Consider the following 16712-nt stretch of genomic DNA (forward strand, 5'->3'; position numbering starts at 1 on the left):
CCGAGGATTCAGAGCACCCCAGTCTGGAGGCTCGATGCATGCTTTGATTAATTTCCCGAAGCCTCCTTGTTTTGCTCATAGATCACATCATCGCTGCTAGAACTTGGTTGTGAATCGCTACTGTCTTTGTGGTCGGCTCCATAATATCTGAATTTGGCAATCTTGTCCTGTGTTCGACCGTAAGCGATCCGTCGCTCCGACCACGGTCGTGCGCGGACAATCTTGCTTCGCTCGATCACATAGTGCGATCGGCAGGGGAAATCCCAATTCCCAATGGATGGCCACAGGGAGATTGTTTCTCCATCGAACGTGAGTTCCCAGTCCGTGGGAGTAAACGGCGTGATCACCTCTTCGCCGCAACCACAGCAGCAGCTATGTGCCGCGGTCGCATATTCGAAGGAGATGAAGAGCACCCCGGGCTCGAGGAGGCGGGGAATGTTCGTCACGAAACGGTGCTGAAGATAATCGTGGAGCATCATGTCGTCTCCGGGTTGGTCAGGATGTTCCCGTCCGTTGTGTAGGAGCTGTGGAGCTCACCCTCGAGGTCGCGATAGAAGCCGCGCATTTTTTTCCACTTTATGACGGCCATCACCGCATTGAGCGCATTGAGGTCCGCAACTTGGATGTTAGAGGAATACACGTTGGCTTCTCCTCCGTCCGCGAACGAGACGCGCGAGCGGAAGTGATCGCGCTTTCCGGGAGCGCTCGCTGTAGTTCTCACGATGCCGCCGAGCGAGCCGTCGACGAGTTCGAGGCCCATGCCCACGTCGATGAACGAAACGTCCATCGCCTCCAGCCGTTCGACTATCCTGCGTTTCGCATCTCCCCCGTCCATCGCGAGGAAGGCGAAAGTAATGCCGTCGAGGAGGTGCATGTTGTCGGCCGTGAGCTGAACGGGATGCGTCACGATTCCTCGGTGCATGCGCCCGTAGATGCCCTTTAAATAATCGACCTTCTTTGGCGCCTCGCGCAGCTCCTCCAACGTCGGAGCTCCAGGCGCGCGAAACGCGTTATGCTGAAGGAACTCGTCGCCATCGATAATGCGGATTTCCCGCACCGGTGTCTTCGCCACAAAGTCGAGCACGTAGGAACCCGTGCCGCCGACGCCGATGATCGCGATCTTCTCGCCCTCGAGCTTTTGCGTAAGTGCACCGATGCCCACTCGATCCGATGCGGTTTCGGTATAATGGAAACTGCTGTTCTCCTCTTCCTCCGGCACCCGGAACACACGCGCGCTCGCGTCTGATTTGACTTGGGCCGCGGGCCCGGAGACCAGCGCGGCATAAGTCGTCATCTTGTGGTAGTAGTCGGAGTAGCCGGCGCTCGGCTTGCTCGAGAACGAGTGCTTCGCGGTCACGCCATTTCCGAGAACGAGATCTCCGCTCGAGTGCGAGATCTGATGGATCGGGGTTCCGTCCGCGAGGCACGGATACTCCCCGTCGAAGTATGCGACGTGAGTGTCCGGCGTCCGCGTCAGGTCTCCCGCCAACGTTAGGCTGGAGATGAAGTTCGCCTGCTTGACCTGACGTTGCGCGTTCACGTAGGGAACCTCGCGCATCACAAGGAACCCGCCCACTATCTGGACGAAGTAGCCCTCGTCGCGTAGGCGTTTCAGGTCGGGATTAAGATTTATCAGTTTTTGTGACATTGAAGATGGTTCCTTTCTGTTTCACTCCGACTGAGCTTCCCGGCCCCATTTCGCCGGCGTGAGGCTTCGATTCTGCGTGCCGGTAAGTCACCGCAAAGACGATATTCGGCCCGTGCGCACCGGGGAACGCAAACTGCACGACCTGCTCGTAGGTGACGCGGGAACCCGGAACGACCTCGGGCCTTGAGTTTACGATGATCTCATACTTCCGGACGGGCTTCGGGCCGGTGATGAACCGTTCGACGCCTGGCGCCGTGAGATCTACAAGATCCGCAGGCTCGACCAGCCGATCAGTGCCGCCTCGCACTTCGAGGAAGATCGCTTGGTCGGGCGCGGGTTTTGCTAGCGCATAAAGCGCGATACCACTGATAGCAGGCTTTCCCCACGCGAGCTGGTGATCATTCAGGGTGAGCTTGAAGTCGCGATCCGTGAGGAAGGCAATGAAGCGTTCGGCTCCTTTCGCACGGAGGTCGAACGGCTCGTCGAGCCGGACATCCTCGAAGTCGCCGGATGGCAGCACTCCAAAGAGGCTGTATCCGTCATGGGAATTGACGCCGGCGGCGGTGAGGATCTGACGACCAAGCGGAACCGGGTCGGTCAGGGTGAGCGCGCGAAAGTTCGCGTCGCCCTGCGCATATTGAATGAGATATCCACGAGCTGGGCGCAACGCACGCCCTTCGCGCACGGCTGCTCCCACGTCTTCCAATTCGATTTGAGTTCTAGCGTTCATTTTCGGTTTGATTTTGAGTTAAGCGAGTTGTGAACCCTCGCTGCTCAATCAATCGCCGTGACTCGCGATGTCCGGTAAGGATGTCAGAACTTTTTTCGCAAAGATCCTTTGCCGACAGGTCCACAGATGAAAAATGACGGACACGATGGACAGGAACGGCTGGACTCTGCAGGGAAGCGACCCTCGCGGATTTGCTGGAAATATCCAGCAAGCTCCTTGCTGCGGTTGCTCTGCACAGTCGATGAAAGCGTGGCTTCGTCCGCCCGCTCGTCCGAGAGATAGACAAGCTCGACCACTGCTCCGGGAAAAGCCGTTTGAGCCGCAAGGATGAGAGCGGCTGCAACCATGTCTTTCTTACTTTGAGATGAAGGTTTGTGCCCGGTGCGAATGCTGCGCAGCACGCGCACCCCGTCTCCGCGGACAAACACTTCGTCTGGCCGGACCACAACCTCTTCGAGGCCAAATTTCAGGCTCAGCGCGGTCGGAACCTCCGAGGTGTGCGCGTTACGGCTAGCGGCGAAAAAATTCAACATCGCTAACGCATAATCTCGATATGTAGCCGCGTATCCATGGTCCGATAATTCGGACTTTTCGAAGGCCATCGCTAATCTCTCTTCGACGCTTGGACCATCGATAGAAGGCCCCTCCTTTACCATGTCGCCGACCACCGCACGCACCGCTTCGTGCATCTTGAGGAACGGCGTAGTCGTGCGACGACCGCCTACACGAAGGATATGTGTGTAAAAAAAGCGTCGCGGGCAGATTTCGAATTGCGAGATCTGCCGATCCTCAAAACGAAGGTTTCCTTCAATCTCTAGCTGGATCGGCGCATCCTCCGGCGACTGAGGCAAAGTGCGATCAGGAATGATAGCGCGTCGGTTCAGTCCAGTGCCGAGTTGATCGATGAACTCCGATGTCGTCCACTTTCTCTTTCCCCCGGACATTTTTGTGGAGGCATAAAGAAAAAATCGATCCTTGGCGCGGGATGCAGCGACGTAGAATAAACACTTCTGCTCTTGCTCATGACCGGTGCGGGCATCTGTGATGCCGTCCCCTGTTCCTCCTGCGACCAGCCCGTCCGGCGGCGGACACGCGTGAGTCGGTGCTGCCCTCGGAAGCGTTCCCTGATTCATCCTCGCCAAGTGCACGACCGGAAATTCCAGGCCCTTGGCTCCGTGGATACTCATGAGCCGGACGGCGTCGAGGCTTTGCGCGGCGACTGGTAGCTGCCGAAGGTCGCGGTCGTCGCCCAGCCTCAAAAGCCGTCGCACGCGATCGAGCAGGCGCTGCACTGGAAGGCCGGCGTTAGCAGGCTGCGAGCGGACGAAATTCATCACCTGCCAAAGTGCGATGCCACGCGTCCGATCTGCGACTCTAGTCGAAGCCGCAAATTGCGCTGCCATTCTGGTGCGATCAAGTAAGACGCTCGTAAGCACATCCCACGATCGCGATTCTGGTCCGAATCCGACGAGCAACGATTCGATGCGACGCAGTGCATTACGGCTCGCCTCCGAAATGTTGACGGTGCCTTCGAAACCGCCCGCCCATGCTCTGATAGAAAGATCTTTGTCGCGGACGTGGTCGAGCGTCGAAGTCAGGTCCTGCAGGGATATCGAAAAATCCGGCATACATCCGATTCTGGCGAGTCCCATGGCACGTCGATCAACGAGTAAAGAAAGCAGCGAGAACATGTCCTTCGCTTCAGAACGCTCAAACAGGCTTCCCAAATAAAGCACTGGGATGCCCAGCCGTTCCAACTGACTGCCGAGTTCCGACATCGCATCGTTGCCAGTGCACAGAACCGCTTGATCGCGATAGGCGTGGCCGTCGTTTCGCATTTGCTCAATGCAATCTGCGATCACCACGGGTTGTTGATCTGGCAATTCAACCGCTCGAAGTTCCGGCACAGAGTTTCCCTCTCCGCGTTCCGATATTAATGTATGTCCGGGTTCCCCCACTGTCATCTGCGCAGCGAAATTGGAGAACGCTGCGGTGATCTCAGATGTCGAACGATAATTGCGTGTGAGGCGACCGCGTTTTCCTCCAGGAAAATCCGCTTCGCCAAAGCGGGCGACGTTGAACGACGAAGCGCCGCGGAAGCGATAAATCGACTGCCTTGCGTCACCCACAACCCAAAGGTTTTCACCGGTTGGTTTGAGGGCCAGCAATAATCGGATGCTACTGTGGTTCACGTCCTGATATTCGTCGACTAGGACGTGGTCATACTTCGACCGACACAGCGCGAGGACTGCTTTGTTGCTCTCCAGTAGTCGAACGGGCATCGCGACCAAGTCGCCAAAATCCAAGCAATTCTTGCTGTTCTTTAGGGCTTCATAGGCTGCGTAGACACGCGCGACCTCGCACACCTTCTCTGCTCGTTCCTGCGCCTCGCTGCTCGCTGCAACCTCCTTCATTCTCGCTCCGAGATCGGCATAGCCTGCAGCGTCGACAACCTCGTCCTTGGCACGAGAGATCGCCGTCAGCATGTCCAAGATCACTTGGGTTGGATCATAGAGATCACGATATAACGAAAGACCAAGCTTGGGGAATTCGTTCTCCAGCAACTCCGCCGCCTCGACCTTATCGAGCAGTGCCGCATCGGCAGGAAGATCGAGTTCTTTGTAAAAGCGCCGCAGCAGATCCAGGCCGAATGCATGGAAAGTGCCGATCCACATCGCGGCCGCAGCTTCCTTGTCTTGGAGGGCAACGCGGGCCGCCAACTCGGCGGCTGCCTTGTTCGAGAACGTCAGCACTAGAATCCGCCGAGGATCCACTCCCTCCGTCAGCAGTCCTTTGATACGCGCAACGAGCGTCTGGGTCTTTCCCGTGCCTGGTCCTGCTTCCAGTAGGTAAGCGGTGCCGCGATGCTCAGCAGCAGCTTGCTGCTCTGGGTTGAGAGCCGGCTTTTCCCGGACAACCTCTTCGACCGCGACAATCGGAGGAAGGAGTAACGCGTCTAGCATCTGCTGTGCGATGACTTCCACCGGTGCGTTGAACCACTGGGCGAGATCGCGCAATCCCTTTTGGTTTGGTAGAGTGGTGAGGAGAAGCCTTTTAATTACTCAATCGCCGCGATTGAACTAGACCGGTAAAAAACGAGGAAAAATAACGGTCGAAATTTTCTGTATTAGGTGAGTCGCCTTGTGCAGAGGAGAGACGTAAGAGAGGATGATTCGCGGCCGGGAGGGCTTGGGCTCTTAGGAAGGCGAGGACGCGCTCTTGGCGGGTGGAATCGGTGTTTGGCGCAGGTGCATTCAATCCATCGCTCGGCCGAGAGAAAGAAGCTATTCCGTCCGGCCTCGCGGTTAATTCTCTTGAATTCGAGGGAATTAAAATCCGGGTTATTGATGCGCTCCCAAACGCCAAGGAAGGGGATGATATCTTTGTTTTAAGCCACTGTTCACTCAGTGCTGATCCACCTTCGAAAGGTTTTACCATATCGGTGAGCGAGATGAAATCGCCTTGGGCATAAGCGAGAATGGTGACGTCGGTTCCTTGGACGCGGATTTTTGCTTTTGAGGCTTGGCTCATAGCGGGTGGGAGGGGCTTATACTGTGAAACAGTCAGATCGCGGGTTTGAAGCACCTCGTGCGATTAGCGTGGCCCGACGCTGACGTGTGCGACTTCAGCAATTGGTAGCCGGCTTTCTCCCGCAACGATGAAATCGCTTGAGAGAGCTAAAGTTTTGGTGAGCGTGAAGTTGTTGCGATGGATTTGCTGATGGGCGCACGCGTATTGTCGCTTTGCGAGTAGATGACGACTAATCTCGTCGAATTCGACGGGATTGGGTATGGTCTCGAGGTGCCTTGAACCTCGAGAAACTCAGACTTGGCAGGGGCGGGGAGTCGAGTGACAGTGGCGGTTCTTCATGTCGTCTTCCCGTCGTCACAAACCCTGGCCGTTTCGGATCGAGTATCCGCCGGAGCTGCCGATCAGTGCGCGGGCGGAGGAGATCGTTACGGCCATTCGGGATAATCAGGTGCTGGTGCTGGCGGGCGAGACGGGGTCGGGTAAGACGACGCAGATTCCGAAAATGTGTCTCGCGGCGGGACGGGGCGATTTGGGGCGCATCGCATGCACGCAGCCGCGGCGCGTGGCGGCGTCTTCGGTCGCGAAGCGCGTGGCGGAGGAGTTGAATGTGCCGCTGGGTCGCGAAGTGGGCTGTAAGATTCGTTTCGCGGATCAGACGTCGGAAGCGACCGTGATCAAGTTCATGACAGATGGCATGCTGCTCGCGGAGTTGCAGGGCGATCCGACGTTGCGCGAATACGACACAGTCATCGTGGACGAGGCGCATGAGCGTTCGCTCAACATCGATTTTATTATCGGGCATCTGCGGAAGCTGCGGTTACAACGGCCGGAGCTGAAAATTGTCATCACGTCGGCGACAATCGATACCGAGGCGTTTTCGAAGGCGTTCGATGGCGCGCCGATTATCGAGGTGTCGGGGCGCGTTTATCCGGTGGAGGTGATTTACGCACCGTTAGAGGAGTTGAATGAGAGCGGCGATGCAGATTCGTCCCCGGAGAGTGAGCGTAAGTTGACGTCCCGCGATCAGCGGAAGAATCGTTCGGATGAATTTACTTATCTCGATGCGGCGGTGGAAGCGGTGGAGCGCGTGCTGTTGGAAAGTTCGCAGGGCGACGTATTGGTGTTCATGCCGACGGAGCGCGATATTCGCGAAGCGACAGATCTGCTGGTCGGGCGGCGGCTGGGACGGCTCGATATTGTGCCGTTGTTCGGCCGACTCACGAATGTCGAACAGCAGCGGGTGTTCGCGCCGAGTCAGCTGCGCAAAATCGTCATCGCGACGAACATCGCGGAAACGTCGCTCACGATTCCGGGGATTCGTTTCGTGATCGATACAGGGCTGGCGCGACTCAGCCGTTATGTGCCGCAGAGCCGCACGCGGCGTCTGCCGGTGGAACCGGTTTCGCAGAGCAGCGCGGATCAACGCAAGGGTCGCTGCGGTCGCGTGAGTGATGGCGTGTGCATCCGGTTGTATTCGGAGCAGGATTATCTGGATCGACCGCGTTTCACGCAGCCGGAGATTCAACGCAGCAATCTCGCGGATGTCATTCTGCGCATGAAGGCGTTCGGCCTTGGCGACATCGAAGAGTTTCCGTTTCTCAATGCGCCGCCGGCGAAAGGGATTCGCGCGGGCTATGGATTGCTGCACGAACTTGGCGCGATCGACGATGCGGGTGTGTTGACCGATCTTGGCCGCGAGCTCGCGCACTTGCCGGTCGATCCGACGGTGGGACGGATGATTTTGCAGGCGCGCACGGAGAAGGCGTTGCGCGAAGTGCTCATCATCGCGTCAGGACTGAGCATTCAGGATCCGCGCGAGCGTCCACTCGACCAAAAGGAAAAGGCCGACACGGCGCACAAGAAATTCACGCATCCGGATTCGGACTTTCTCGCGCTGCTGGCGATCTGGGACGATTTCCACGGCGAGTTCGAGACGATGACGCTCGGCAAGCTGCGCAAGTTTTGCACGGCGCACTTTTTGTCGTTCATGCGGATGCGCGAGTGGCGCGACGTGCACCAGCAACTCGAAGATTCGTTGCGCGAGCGCGATGGCTTCAAGCGCACGTCGGTGTTCGACGGGGTGAAACCCGGCGCGGAAATCGATATCGCACTCGGCACGCCGGCGTATCGCTCGATTCATCGATCGATTCTCGCGGGCACGCTCGGCAATATCGCGACGCGCACCGACGAAGGTGATTACAAGGCCGCGCATGATCGTCGCGTGGTCGTGTTTCCCGGCTCGGCGCTGGCGGACAATAAACGGCGTGAGCAACAATCCCCTAAATCAAACCCGACCGGAGGTCGGGTTCCACCTGCCAAGGCAGCCAAGTGGATCATGGCAGCGGAAGTGATGGAGACGACGCGGCTCTACGCGCGCACGGCGGCGCGGATCGATCCGCAGTGGTTGCTCGATCTCGCGGAGCACTTGATTCGCGTGTCGCACAGCGAACCGTTTTGGAGTGCGGAGAACGGCCGCGTGCTCGTGAAAGAGCGTCGCCGGCTTTATAATCTCGAATTGGAAACGCGTTCGGTCGGCTTTGGGAAAATCAACCCGAAGCTCGCGACGGAAATTTTCATTCGTGAGGGATTGGTCGGGGATACGATCACGTGGCCGTTGGATTTCATCGCGCACAATCGCCGCATGCGCGAGGAGGCCGAGTCGCGGCTGACACGCACGCGCAACGCGGGCTACATGAATCTGGATGAGGCGGTGTATCGGTTTTATTCGGAGCGGATTTGGGCAGAGAAAGATTCGGCGGCCCGCCCGGAGGTCGGGCCCTACCTTGGCGTCAGCAGTGTCGCGGAGTTGGTGGATTTCGTGCGACACCAGCAGATGACGAATCGGAAATTTCTATTTTTGTCGGAAGATGATTTACGTTCGTCGGATGCCGAGGAGCCGGATGCGGAGGCGTTTCCCGAGGCGCTGCCCGTGAGCAACCAAGTGCTGCCGCTCGCTTACGCGTATCAACCGGGCAAGGAAAACGACGGCGTCACGGTGCGCGTCAGCATCGCGGAGGCGGAAGCGCTCACGCCGGCCGCGCTCGATTGGGCGGTGCCGGGACATCTGGCGGAGAAAGTCGAGTTGATGCTGAAGGCGCTGCCGAAGGAGTTACGGCGCTTGCTCATCCCGTTGACGGAAACGGCGCAAAAGTTAACGCGCGATCTGGCGTTAATCAGCGCGCGGCCGAAACAGCCGACGCTGGCGGAAGCACTCGCGGAATTGCTTTCGCCGCGACTCGGCGTGCGCATCGATCCGGTGTTGTGGAGCGAAAAAAGTTTGCCCGATCATTTGCGCGTGCGCGTGGAAGTCGTGGATAACAAGGAGCGCGTGGTCGGTTCGTCGCGCGACCTCGTGGAGATTCAACACCAATTACACACGAAGCAGCGCGACGTGAGTAAACAGGCCGCGACGGTGGACAACAGCGCGTGGCGTGCAGCGCGAGAAAAGTGGGAAGGCGAGCCGGCGGGCGAGTGGAAATTTGGCGACCTGCCGGAAGAAATCGTCGTGAGCGAGCATCACGGTGTGCCCGTGCTCTCGTATCCCGCGTTGCGCGCGATGGAGGCCGGCGTGGCGGTGCGGCTTTATGCGACGCCCGAAGAAGCGGCCGCCGTGACGCGAGTGGGGCTGGCGAAATTATTCGAGACCCAACTGCGCTATGAACTCGGCTGGCTGGAAAAAGATTTAAAGGCGTTGCGCATGATCGGCACGCTTTACGTCACGCTCACGACTTCGGAAGCGCTGCAGAAAGATGCGCTCGCGATGATTGTGCGCTGGCTGTGCGGGCGCGAAGTGAAGCCGTTGCACGAGGCGGTGTTTGCGAAACGGCTCGCGGAAGCGAAACAGGATTTGCGCGGCGTCGTGATGAAGCTGACGGATTGGCTGAAGGAGGCGTTTGCGTTGCGGCTTACGATTCAGACGACGAAAGCGGGTTATCCCGGCATGGCGGACGATCTCGCAGCGCTGATGACGCCGGATTTTTTGAGACACATGCCTTTGGAGCGCGTAAAGCATCTGCCGCGTTATTTGAAAGGAATGTTGGCGCGCGCGGAGCGTTTCAAACGCGATGCAGCGAAAGACACCCAGCGTGCGGCGGAACTCGCGCCGTTCGTCACGGCGGCACGCAAGCTCGGCGACAAGGCGATGGAGTTTCGGTGGCTCGTGGAGGAATTTCGCGTGAGCTTATTTGCGCAAGAGTTGGGCACGGCGGAACCGGTTTCGGCGGTGCGCTTGGAGCGCGCGCTGACGGATGTGAATTTCGCGAAGCCAAAAGTTTCTGCACCAACCGCGGGCGCGGCGGCGTCGATTGCGCCGGTGACGGCGGGCAAAAAAGCGGCGCCGATCAAGAGCCTGAGTTCGCTCGATCAACTTTTCCGAAAGTAGCGGAAAGGATTTGGCGTTGTCCCGGCGGGCGAAAAGGGATTCGTTGAGCGCACCCCATACCCCAGATGACTACCTCCATCGCTGCGTTGTTGGAAGGCAAGGGTCGCGCCTTGCATGCGGTTCAGTCCACGGTGACTGTGACCGAAGCGGTTCAAGCAATGAACCGCTTCAGAATCGGATCGATCCTCGTGATGCACGGCCCGCAACTCGCCGGAATTTTTACCGAACGTGATGCGCTCACTCGCGTCGTCGCGGAAAATCTCGATCCGCGCACCACGCCCATCACGCAGGTGATGACAAAGAATGTGATCACAATTTCACCGGAAACGACGGTGCAGGAGATCATGGATTTGTTTGCCGAGAAACGCTGCCGCCATGTGCCCGTGATGCAGGACGCGGAGTTGATCGGGTTGATCTCGATTGGCGACGTCTCGCGCTGGGTGGCGAACTCGCACCGGGCAGAAGCGGAATCGTTGCGCCAATACATCGCCGGCGCGCTCACGACGTGAGGAAGGTTGCCGCGCTGATTTTAATTTTGGTCGGCGCGGCACTTGGCGGATGCTCGGTCGTGGGTGCGACGGCAGGAGCGGTGGGTTCGGTCGCGGCGACGACCGTCAAGGCTACGGGAAAGGTGACGGCGGCGACGATTAAAACAACCGGTCGCGTGGCCGCCGCGGCGGTGACGTCTTCGGGCGAAGTGACGGCGCTGACGTTGGAATCAGCGGCGTCGCTCGCCCGCGCGGGCAAAGTCGTCGTCGTCGATACGAGCAGCGGAGTGGTCCAGGAGTTGCCGTGGAGATCGGGGATGAAACTTTATGCGACGACGGAAAGTGGAAAACTCGGAGCAGCAGCCCGCACTGCAAAAATTTTTCGCGGCAGTAAAATGGTTGTTACAAATTTGAAATCTCCTCGGGCGGGAGAAGTGTTGCTGCAAGCGGGCGACGTCGTGGAATTGCTACGATGATGCGTTAAGGCGAATTCCCTTGAGGGGCTCTAGGTGCGAAGATTTTCTGCACGCGTGAGTTCAAGCCACATCTCGCTGTCCTCTGCAACCAAGGTGGACAAAGAAATTTCTCTTCGAGTCGAAGCGGAGATGACGCGGCTGCTTTATCGTTCCGCGCGGTTCGGGCTGTTTTCAAATTTCGTGCTGGCGCTGTTATTGGTGGCGGGAGTGTTTAATTATTTTCCCGTGCAGCTCACGTTGGGTTGGCTGGCGCTCAGCTTGGGCGTGTCGTGCGCGCGGCTCGGTTTGAATATCGCGTTCGCTCGACGCGGGCTGTCGGACGCCACCTTGCCCAAGTGGCGAAATTATTTCCTGATCGGTGCGGTGGTGGCGGGCTGTGTGTGGGGCGGCGGCGCGTGGCTGTTTGTTAACACGGTGGATTTTCTGCCGCGCTTTTTGGTGATGTTGATTGTGGCCGGCATGACGGCGGGCGGGGCGCGTTCATTGGCGCCGGTGAGGCCGTGTTACTGGGCTTATGTGTCGGTCACGCTGTTGCCGGTCGTCGGCTATTTTTTGTTCAGCGGTGAGCGCGGCGGCTGGACGATTGCGGGCTGCGTGGTCACGTATGCGCTGTTTCTCTCCAACACGGCCCAGTTGCATCACGCAGACTTACGAAAGCTTTTCCGGCTGATTTTTGAGAACGAACATTTGGTGTCGACGTTGAGCGATGCGAAGCGCCGCGCCGAAGCGGCTAGCCAGGCGAAGAGCGAATTTCTTGCGACGATGAGCCACGAGATCCGCACGCCGATGAATGGCATCATCGGGATGCTGCAGTTGCTCGGCGACTCGCCGATGACGGCCGATCAAAAACAGCAGGTCGGCATCGCGGGCAAATCCGCCGACACGCTGCTGCGGTTGCTGAACGACATCCTGGATCTTTCGAAAGTGGAGAGCGGGCAGCTCGACGTGGAAGAAGCGGATTTTTCGCCGGTGGAAGTAGGCGAGGAAGTTGCGGCGCTGTTCAGCGCGCGCGCCAGTGTGAAAAATCTGCCCGTGCACTTCCGGCCGGACGAGGGTTTGCCTTTGATGGTGACCGGCGACCCGATGCGGCTGCGGCAAGTGCTGCTGAATCTCGTGGGCAATGCCGTGAAGTTTACCGACGCCGGCAGCGTGGAGCTCAAGCTGGAAGTCGTGCGCAACGACACGCGCTCCGTTAAAATCCGTTTCTCGGTAAAAGACACGGGCATCGGGATGGATGAGGCGACGCAGGAAAAACTTTTCCAGAAATTCAGCCAGGGCGACAGCTCGATGACGCGGCGCTACGGGGGCTCGGGCTTGGGCCTCGCGATCTCGCAAAGCTTAGTGCGCCGGCTCGGCGGGGAAATCAAAGTCACGAGCGCGCCGGAGTTGGGCTCGGAATTTTATTTTGAGCTACCGTTCCCGGTGTCGCGTCGCCGTTCGCCGCGGGAAATCCAGACGACGATCGGCACGCCGACGTTGCGCGGTCGCGTGCTCGTGGTCGAAGACGATTGGGGCAATCAGCGCGTGATTGAAATGTTCCTGCGCAAGGCCGGACTCGAACCGGTGATCGTGGATAACGGTGCCGAAGGCATCGACCTCGCGTTGCGCGAGCCGTGGGTGGCGGTGTTGATGGATTTGCAGATGCCCGGAATCGACGGCTTGGAAGCGACCCGCCGCATCCGCCGGCAGTTGGATGGAAAACCCCTGCCGATCATCGCGCTGACTGCGAACGTGCGTTCAGAGGATCGCTTGGCGGCGAAGGCGGCAGGCATGGATGATTTTTTGCCGAAGCCGGTGCGACTCGCGGAACTGCGCGTATGCCTCGAGCGCTGGATGAAGCCGACGGTGTGATTTTCAGGGGGGGCGGGAGCGGAGGCGGGAGTTGTTTTTTGCAGGGTGGTTCGTAGCGTGCGCAGGATGAAATTATCCCGATACGCATTGGTGCTGACGGCAGTGTTCGCCGCAGTGTCGGCTCACGCCAAGATTGTCAGTCAAGCAGTCGCCTATGACCAAGGCGGCGTGAAGCTCGAAAGCTGGATCGTTTACGACGACGCAAAAGTCAGCGCAGCCAAGCCGGCGCCCGGGGTGTTGGTGGTGCCGGAATGGTGGGGGCTCACCGATTTCGCGAAAGGTCGCGCCACGCAGCTCGCGAAGCTCGGTTACGTCGCGTTCGCGGTGGATATGTATGGCGGCGGCGTGACGACGCGGGATAAGAAAAAAGCCACCGAGTTATCGGCACCTTTTCATGGCACGTCGCTGATGGTGGATCGCACGCAAGCGGCGCTCGCGCAGTTGCTCGCGTCAGGATTCGTGGATGCGAAACGTGTCGCAGCGATCGGTTATTGTTTTGGCGGCACGGCGGTGCAGTTGCTCGCTTACAGTGGCGCGCCGTTGGCGGGGATGGTGAGCTTCCACGGCAATCTCGTGCCGGCGTCGGCGGAGGCGATTGCGAAAAACAAAGCACGCTTCCTCATTTGTCACGGTGCGGCGGACGAATTTGTGAGCGCGGGCGAAATCGCGGCGTTTACGAAATCGGTGAACGACGGGAAATTTGATTATCAATTCGTGAGTTACTCGGGAGCGACGCACGCGTTCACTAATCCGGAAGCGGACAAACTCGGCGCGGAAAACCAGTTGCCCGTGAGATACAACGAAGCCGCCGACAAGCGTTCGTGGGCGCACCTGAAGTTGTTCTTAAAAGAAATCTTTGCGGAAACAAAATCATGAGCGCCGTCACCGTTTATACGCTAAAGCAGTGCAGCACGTGCAAAGATGCCGTGAAATGGCTGCGCGCTCATAACGTCGCGTTCACAGAAAAACCGATTCGCGAGACGCCGCCCACCTTGCCCGAGCTGAGCGCCCAACTCGCCGCGCAAGACGGCAAACTCGGCAAGCTGTTCAATTCCTCCGGCATCGAATACCGCGCCCTAAATATGGCGGAGAAATTGCCGAAGCTGACAACGGACGAAGCGCTCAAACTCCTTTCTCAAAACGGAAGTTTGGTGAAACGGCCGTTTGTCGTCGGAGCAGGCGTGGGGCTGGTGGGATTTAACGAAGCCGCGTGGACCGAGGCGTTGGGGTAAAGGGCGAGATTTCCTGAAAAAAGCGGTAACTTTTCAGCGGGCGGCGTGTTCTTTACTACACACCACCCTATGAAAACATTGCTCACCCTTGCCGCCTTAGGACTCACCCTGCTCGCGCCCGGCGCACTTCAAGCGAGGCTCACGCGCACCGTCGAAAAAGTATTCGCCGTGCAACCCAACGGGACGTTCAAGGCGACCACGGAAGGGGGCGACATCACGATTAACACCGCTGACGTGAATGAAGTGCGGATTACGGCCACGCAGTTTTTTCGCACAGATTCTGACGCAGAAGCCGATGAGATTTTAAAGAAGCTCGCATTGGATTTTACGCAGAACGGCAACGACGTCACCGCGGAAGCGAAATACGAGAAGCCCAGCTCTGGTTTTCGCGTGGGCATGTGGCCGCCGGTCAAAGTCAGTTTTACGGTGACGGTGCCGAAGTTTTTTAACGTGAACCTCACCACTTCCGGTGGGGACATCGAAGTCGCCTCGCTCAACGGCAACGCGAAGCTCAAGACCAGCGGTGGCGATCTCCGCCTCGACCGTATCGCCGGCGAAGTGGACGGCCATACTTCTGGTGGCGACATCACGCTGAAAGAAGGCACGGCTCGCGCGAAACTCCGCACCAGCGGCGGCGATATCAAAGTCTCCCGCGCCGGCGGCCCGACAGAAGTTTCCACGTCAGGCGGCGATGTGCATATCGATTCCGTGGCTCAACTGATCAGCGCGACCACGTCAGGAGGTGATGTGACGGCCACGATCACCGAGCCGTTGAAGAATGATGCGACACTCTCGACTTCCGGCGGTGAAGTAAAAGTAACGGTGTTGAAAAGCGCCGCGTTCGATCTTGATGCCAGCACGAGCGGTGGCGATGTCGAAGCCGAAGGCCTGACGATCACGATCGAAAAAGGCGGCATCGGCAAACGGCAACTCATCGGCAAGGTCAACGGCGGCGGCCCGAAACTCAAGCTGCGCTCCAGCGGCGGCGACGTGCAGATCCGCACGAAATAATTTCACCTAGCAAACCAGGTGTGTGTGCAAAGGGGGCCGGCACGAAAGTGTCGGCTCCTCGCGTTTATGGGTGCGGAGATGGGTGCGTGGTTTTTGTTTGGACGATTTGCGCGCGCGGCTGAATGGTGGGGCGCATGGGTTTGATTGATACGCATACGCACCTCGAAAGCTTCGAAAAACGCGGCGAACTGCCGGCAATCTTGGATCGCGCGCGCGGGGCTGGCGTGGAGGCGTTGGTGACGATCGGCACGGATACGGATGATTGGGCCCTTTACCGGAATCTTGCGCGCGAGCATGCGGGCTTCATTCATTACACGGCGGGCTTGCATCCGTGCAGCGTGGGCGAGCAGTGGGTGCACAGTGTCGCGCAACTCGAAGCGTATTGGCATGACGCGGTGAAGCCAGTTGCGCTTGGGGAGTGCGGACTGGATCGCTTTCACTTGCCGAAAGATGTTGCTGAGGCGGAGACGATTTTCGCGTGGCAGCGTGGCGCATTCGCCGAGCAGCTGCGGCTGGCGAAGAAACTGGATTGCCCGGTCGTGGTGCACTCGCGTGGCGCCTTTGCCGAGTGTGTCGAGATGGTCGATGCGTCCGGGGTGGCGTGGGAACGCGTGGTGTTTCACTGTTTCACGGAAGGGCCGAATGAAATGAGCGAACTGGTGAAGCGCGGCGGCTATGGTTCGTTTACCGGCATCATTACTTACAAGAGCGCTGAAATGGTGCGGGCGGCGGCGCTCGCGCAAGGCTTGGGGCGTTTCATGATCGAAACCGATGCGCCTTACCTAACTCCTACGCCGCATCGGGGAAAGCCGAACGAGCCGGCGTATCTGCGGCACACGGCGGAATTCAGCGCGGGCGTGTTTGGCGTGAGCTACGAAGAACTGGCGCGGGTGAGCACGGCCAACGCGCGGAAATTCTATGTGATCTAGCGTAGGTCGGGCTTTATGTCCGACATCGTAATCTGAGTCGGGCATAGAGCCCAACCTACAGGACTGAAGCGTGCTTACGCTTCGTCGAACTTCTTGGCGAAGAGCGCTTCGAGTTCGGTGAGCATCTGCGGGGCATCGTCGCCGGTCGCGACAAACTTCACTTTCGTGCCTTTCGCCGCGGCGAGCATCATGAGGCCCATGATGCTTTTGCCGTTCACTTGTTCTTCGTCTTTTTCGACGAACACTTCGGACTTAAACTTGTTCGTGACGCGCACGATCATGGCCGCCGGACGGGCATGAATGCCCATCTTGTTTTGCACGAGGAGTTCCTTCGTGTGGGTGGCGGACGTTGCTGGATCGCTCATGAAATTGGTCAAAAGGGACGGTTTAAAAGGAAACGTTAAAAGGCGGTTGATGCCGTGGCTGGCAACTATA

General features: G+C 58.5%; 14 protein-coding genes. 8 read left to right on the top strand and 6 right to left on the bottom strand.

Features of this window, described 5'->3' with window-relative positions; genetic code table 11:
- Positions 1-47: 47 nt before the first annotated feature.
- The 5 genes from ACRRQW_RS09980 to ACRRQW_RS10000 form a co-directional block, all read right to left on the bottom strand.
- On the bottom strand, positions 48-479 hold the full coding sequence (locus ACRRQW_RS09980) for a DUF6527 family protein (protein WP_438481199.1): 432 nt from the start codon (positions 477-479) through the stop codon (positions 48-50).
- Positions 476-1648, bottom strand: a complete 1173-nt coding sequence (locus ACRRQW_RS09985) for a ThiF family adenylyltransferase (protein ID WP_438481200.1) — start codon at positions 1646-1648, stop codon at positions 476-478. Before ACRRQW_RS09985 ends, ACRRQW_RS09980 begins: the two co-directional genes overlap by 4 nt.
- Positions 1623-2378: a multiubiquitin domain-containing protein gene (locus ACRRQW_RS09990; protein WP_438481201.1), complete on the bottom strand. Its 756-nt coding sequence runs from the start codon at positions 2376-2378 to the stop codon at positions 1623-1625. Before ACRRQW_RS09990 ends, ACRRQW_RS09985 begins: the two co-directional genes overlap by 26 nt.
- Before the next feature lie 83 nt (positions 2379-2461).
- Complete coding sequence (locus tag ACRRQW_RS09995; RefSeq protein ID WP_438481202.1) at positions 2462-5395, bottom strand: ATP-dependent DNA helicase; 2934 nt, start codon at positions 5393-5395, stop codon at positions 2462-2464.
- 37 nt (positions 5396-5432) lie between these two features.
- Entirely contained in the window at positions 5433-5909 is a 477-nt protein-coding gene (locus tag ACRRQW_RS10000) for a hypothetical protein (protein ID WP_438481203.1), read from the bottom strand.
- A 337-nt stretch (positions 5910-6246) separates the two neighbouring features.
- On the opposite strand from ACRRQW_RS10000, the gene hrpA reads away from it, so the two are divergent.
- The 8 genes from hrpA (at position 6247) to ACRRQW_RS10040 (ending at position 16277) form a co-directional block, all read left to right on the top strand.
- Entirely contained in the window at positions 6247-10290 is a 4044-nt protein-coding gene (hrpA, locus tag ACRRQW_RS10005) for an ATP-dependent RNA helicase HrpA (protein ID WP_438481204.1), read from the top strand.
- Between the two features lie 65 nt (positions 10291-10355).
- Complete coding sequence (locus tag ACRRQW_RS10010; RefSeq protein WP_438481205.1) at positions 10356-10799, top strand: CBS domain-containing protein; 444 nt, start codon at positions 10356-10358, stop codon at positions 10797-10799.
- Positions 10796-11254, top strand: coding sequence for a hypothetical protein (locus tag ACRRQW_RS10015; RefSeq protein ID WP_438481207.1), 459 nt, complete (start codon positions 10796-10798; stop codon positions 11252-11254). Before ACRRQW_RS10010 ends, ACRRQW_RS10015 begins: the two co-directional genes overlap by 4 nt.
- 54 nt (positions 11255-11308) lie before the next feature.
- Positions 11309-13105, top strand: a complete 1797-nt coding sequence (locus ACRRQW_RS10020; RefSeq protein ID WP_438481208.1) for an ATP-binding protein — start codon at positions 11309-11311, stop codon at positions 13103-13105.
- A 66-nt stretch (positions 13106-13171) separates the two neighbouring features.
- On the top strand, positions 13172-13981 hold the full coding sequence (locus ACRRQW_RS10025) for a dienelactone hydrolase family protein (protein ID WP_438481209.1): 810 nt from the start codon (positions 13172-13174) through the stop codon (positions 13979-13981).
- Positions 13978-14337 carry a Spx/MgsR family RNA polymerase-binding regulatory protein gene (locus ACRRQW_RS10030; RefSeq protein WP_438481210.1) on the top strand — a complete coding sequence of 120 codons (360 nt, stop codon included), beginning with the start codon at positions 13978-13980 and terminating at the stop codon, positions 14335-14337. Before ACRRQW_RS10025 ends, ACRRQW_RS10030 begins: the two co-directional genes overlap by 4 nt.
- Positions 14338-14406: 69 nt before the next feature.
- Positions 14407-15348: a DUF4097 family beta strand repeat-containing protein gene (locus ACRRQW_RS10035; protein ID WP_438481211.1), complete on the top strand. Its 942-nt coding sequence runs from the start codon at positions 14407-14409 to the stop codon at positions 15346-15348.
- A gap of 134 nt (positions 15349-15482) precedes the next feature.
- A complete protein-coding gene (locus tag ACRRQW_RS10040; RefSeq protein WP_438481212.1) occupies positions 15483-16277 on the top strand; it encodes a TatD family hydrolase in 795 nt (264 codons plus the stop codon).
- 74 nt (positions 16278-16351) lie between these two features.
- Here the strand turns inward: ACRRQW_RS10040 and ACRRQW_RS10045 are convergent, their stop codons facing one another.
- A complete protein-coding gene (locus ACRRQW_RS10045) occupies positions 16352-16642 on the bottom strand; it encodes an HPr family phosphocarrier protein (RefSeq protein ID WP_438481213.1) in 291 nt (96 codons plus the stop codon).
- Between the last annotated feature and the right edge of the window lie 70 nt (positions 16643-16712).

Source organism: Oleiharenicola lentus, assembly GCF_051660365.1.
Taxonomy (GTDB): domain Bacteria; phylum Verrucomicrobiota; class Verrucomicrobiia; order Opitutales; family Opitutaceae; genus Lacunisphaera; species Lacunisphaera lenta_A.

Coding starts and splice junctions, on each gene's coding strand:
- ACRRQW_RS10010 (WP_438481205.1), top strand. CDS start 10,356: ATGACTACCTCCATCGCTGCGTTGTTGGAAGGCAAGGGTCGCGCCTTG.
- ACRRQW_RS10025 (WP_438481209.1), top strand. CDS start 13,172: ATGAAATTATCCCGATACGCATTGGTGCTGACGGCAGTGTTCGCCGCA.
- ACRRQW_RS10000 (WP_438481203.1), bottom strand. CDS start 5,909: ATGAGCCAAGCCTCAAAAGCAAAAATCCGCGTCCAAGGAACCGACGTC.
- ACRRQW_RS09990 (WP_438481201.1), bottom strand. CDS start 2,378: ATGAACGCTAGAACTCAAATCGAATTGGAAGACGTGGGAGCAGCCGTG.
- ACRRQW_RS10040 (WP_438481212.1), top strand. CDS start 15,483: ATGGGTTTGATTGATACGCATACGCACCTCGAAAGCTTCGAAAAACGC.
- ACRRQW_RS09980 (WP_438481199.1), bottom strand. CDS start 479: ATGATGCTCCACGATTATCTTCAGCACCGTTTCGTGACGAACATTCCC.
- ACRRQW_RS10030 (WP_438481210.1), top strand. CDS start 13,978: ATGAGCGCCGTCACCGTTTATACGCTAAAGCAGTGCAGCACGTGCAAA.
- ACRRQW_RS10045 (WP_438481213.1), bottom strand. CDS start 16,642: ATGAGCGATCCAGCAACGTCCGCCACCCACACGAAGGAACTCCTCGTG.
- hrpA (WP_438481204.1), top strand. CDS start 6,247: ATGTCGTCTTCCCGTCGTCACAAACCCTGGCCGTTTCGGATCGAGTAT.
- ACRRQW_RS09985 (WP_438481200.1), bottom strand. CDS start 1,648: ATGTCACAAAAACTGATAAATCTTAATCCCGACCTGAAACGCCTACGC.
- ACRRQW_RS10035 (WP_438481211.1), top strand. CDS start 14,407: ATGAAAACATTGCTCACCCTTGCCGCCTTAGGACTCACCCTGCTCGCG.